Annotated in this window: 2 protein-coding genes; one reads left to right on the top strand and one right to left on the bottom strand. The window is 61.0% G+C overall.

Annotated elements, in window-relative coordinates; genetic code table 11:
- Positions 1 to 103: 103 nt before the first annotated feature.
- Positions 104 to 1,939, bottom strand: coding sequence for a class I poly(R)-hydroxyalkanoic acid synthase (phaC, locus tag EN969_RS26650; protein ID WP_063167870.1), 1,836 nt, complete (start codon positions 1,937 to 1,939; stop codon positions 104 to 106).
- A gap of 97 nt (positions 1,940 to 2,036) precedes the next feature.
- Here phaC and EN969_RS26645 point away from each other — a divergent pair, with 97 nt between their 5' ends.
- Positions 2,037 to 2,429, top strand: a complete 393-nt coding sequence (locus EN969_RS26645; protein ID WP_063167871.1) for a hypothetical protein — start codon at positions 2,037 to 2,039, stop codon at positions 2,427 to 2,429.
- Positions 2,430 to 2,433 lie beyond the last annotated feature (4 nt).

Here is a 2,433-nt window from a genome sequence, read left to right as displayed (position 1 = left end):
GAAGTATTTTTGCAGTGATTGCCGAATTACGGCCGCTTGATGGTTGACGACACCATTTCGCCCGCTTTTGGCGGCCCGTCAACTCACCACACATTACAGTCCGTTACACACGGACCTTCACATAGGTGCCCGGAGCATCACCCAAAGTTTTCATATGCTTGCCCGGTTTGCGGGCAGGCACGCGGGTGTTGTCCTTGGCCTCTATCCAGCCTTGCCAGTGCGGCCACCAGGATCCTGGATGGTCGGTGGCATTGGCTATCCACTGGCTGAAGTCGCCCGTCGGCGTAGCCCCGGTCCAATACTGGTATTTGTTGGATGCCGGCGGATTGACGACACCGGCGATATGGCCCGACCCCGCCATCACATACTCGACCGTGCCGCCGAAATATTTCGAGCCGAGGAACACCGAAAGCGCCGGCGCGATGTGATCTTCCTTGGAGGCGAGGTTGTAGACCGGGATGGTGATGTCGCCGAGCGAGACCGTGCGGCCCGCCAGTTCCATCGTGCCTTGCGAAAGGTTGTTCTCGAGATAGCAGTTGCGCAGGTAGAAAGAGTGGTTGGCTGCGGCCATGCGGGTGGAATCGGCATTCCAGTAGAGCAGGTCGAAGGGCAGGGGATCCTTGCCGCGCATGTAGTTGTTGACGACATAGGGCCAGATCAGGTCGCCTGAGCGCAGCATGTTGAAGGCGGTCGCCATCTTGGTGCCGTCGAGATAACCCTTTTCGCTCATCGACTTTTCCACTGCCGCGACCTGTTCTTCGTCGACGAACACCTTCAGGTCGCCGGCATAGGTGAAGTCGACCTGCGTGGTGAAGAAGGTCGCCGACTTGATGCGGTCGTCGCCCTCTTGCGCCATCAGCGCCAGTGCCGCCGCCAGGAGCGTGCCGCCGACGCAATAGCCGATCGCGTTGACGTCGCGTTCGCCGGTGGCCTTCTCGACCGTGTCGAGGCCGTATTGCAGACCCTCGCGGATATAGGCTTCCCAGCTCTTGGTGCCGTGGCGCTCGTCCGGATTGACCCAGGAGATGACGAACACGGTGTGGCCCTGTTCAACCGCCCAGCGAATGAAGGATTTCTGCGGGTTCAGATCGAGGATGTAGAATTTATTGATCCATGGCGGGCAGATCAGCAGGGGCCGCTTGAGCACCGTCTCGGTCGCCGGTTCGTACTGGATGATTTCGGCGACGTCGCTGCGGCCGACCACCTTGCCGGGAGTGGTGGCGATGTTCCTGCCGATCTCGAAGGGCGAGTAGTCGGCCTGCCGCAGCTTCAGGTCGCCCTTGCCGGCGGCGATGTCCTCGGCCAGCATCTTCATGCCGCGCACCAGGTTTTCGCCGTTCGAGGCGACGGTTTCGCGGAACAGTTCCGGATTGGTCAGGATGAAATTCGACGGCGAGATGGCGTTGGACACCTGCTTGACGTAAAAGCCGGCCTTGTGGCGGGTGTGCTCGTCAAGACCTTCGGCGTGCTCGACCAGATCGGCCGCCCAGCGCGAGGTGACGAGATAGGCCTGCTTGAGGAAATCGAAGAAGGCGTTGCGGCCCCATTCCGGGTCGAGGAAGCGCTTGTCGCCGCGCTCCGGCTTGACCGCGTCTTCGGTGTCTTGCGCGGCGTTGCTGGTGCGCTGAATGGCGTTGGCCCAGACCGTCATATAGCCGGAGAACAGCCGCGTCTGCGCTTCCAGCGCGCGCTGCGGATCGGCAAGCCAGTATTCGCTGAGCTTGGAAAAGGTCTTCACCATATCGACGACGGGCTCGGCCACATGGTCGCGCACGTCGCCTTTTTCACGCGGCTCGGCCCAGGCGGAAGCGGCCTTGCCGGCCTGCTCGATCATGCGCGCCATGTTCAGGGCGAAGCGTTCCGGGTCCTTCACCAGATATTGCTCGACGGTCGAAGGCTGGTCATCTTCCGCTTTGCCCGAATCGGGTGTTTTGGACATGGTTGGCGGGGTTCCTCCCGAGGCCTTTTCTTGACATATTAACATGGGACATCCGACCGGGCCAATCTCGCTCTACCTCGGCTGCCAAGGAAACAATATGACGATTAATATTGGCGAGACTGTTTTTTTCGGTGCCGGACGTTTTTGCCGCATCGGCGCGGCGATCGTCCTCATCGGCATTGCCGGGTGCTCGAGCACCAACACGAATGGCCCGACGCCTGTCGCTGTGGGTGCGGGACCGAAGGATACCGGCACCTTCCCGAACCTGAACATCAAGCCGCAAGTGGCGGCGCCGCAGTTCACCGAAGCCGAGAAGAACGCCAAGCTCGCGCAATTGAAGGCGGATGAGAATGCGCAGGCGGCAAAGGGCGGCGGCCCCAAGGTCGTCAACCAGGCGGCGCTGACGGATCTGGCCAAGAAGCATGGCGACGAAACGCTGAAGCAGATCGAAGCCAAATGCGACCCCGCCCTCGACCCTACCTGCAAATAAGTAT

This window comes from Mesorhizobium sp. M7A.F.Ca.CA.003.01.2.1 (assembly GCF_003998945.1).
Taxonomy (GTDB): Bacteria; Pseudomonadota; Alphaproteobacteria; order Rhizobiales; family Rhizobiaceae; genus Mesorhizobium; species Mesorhizobium ciceri.
This window is presented reverse-complemented; position numbering and strand designations above follow the sequence as displayed.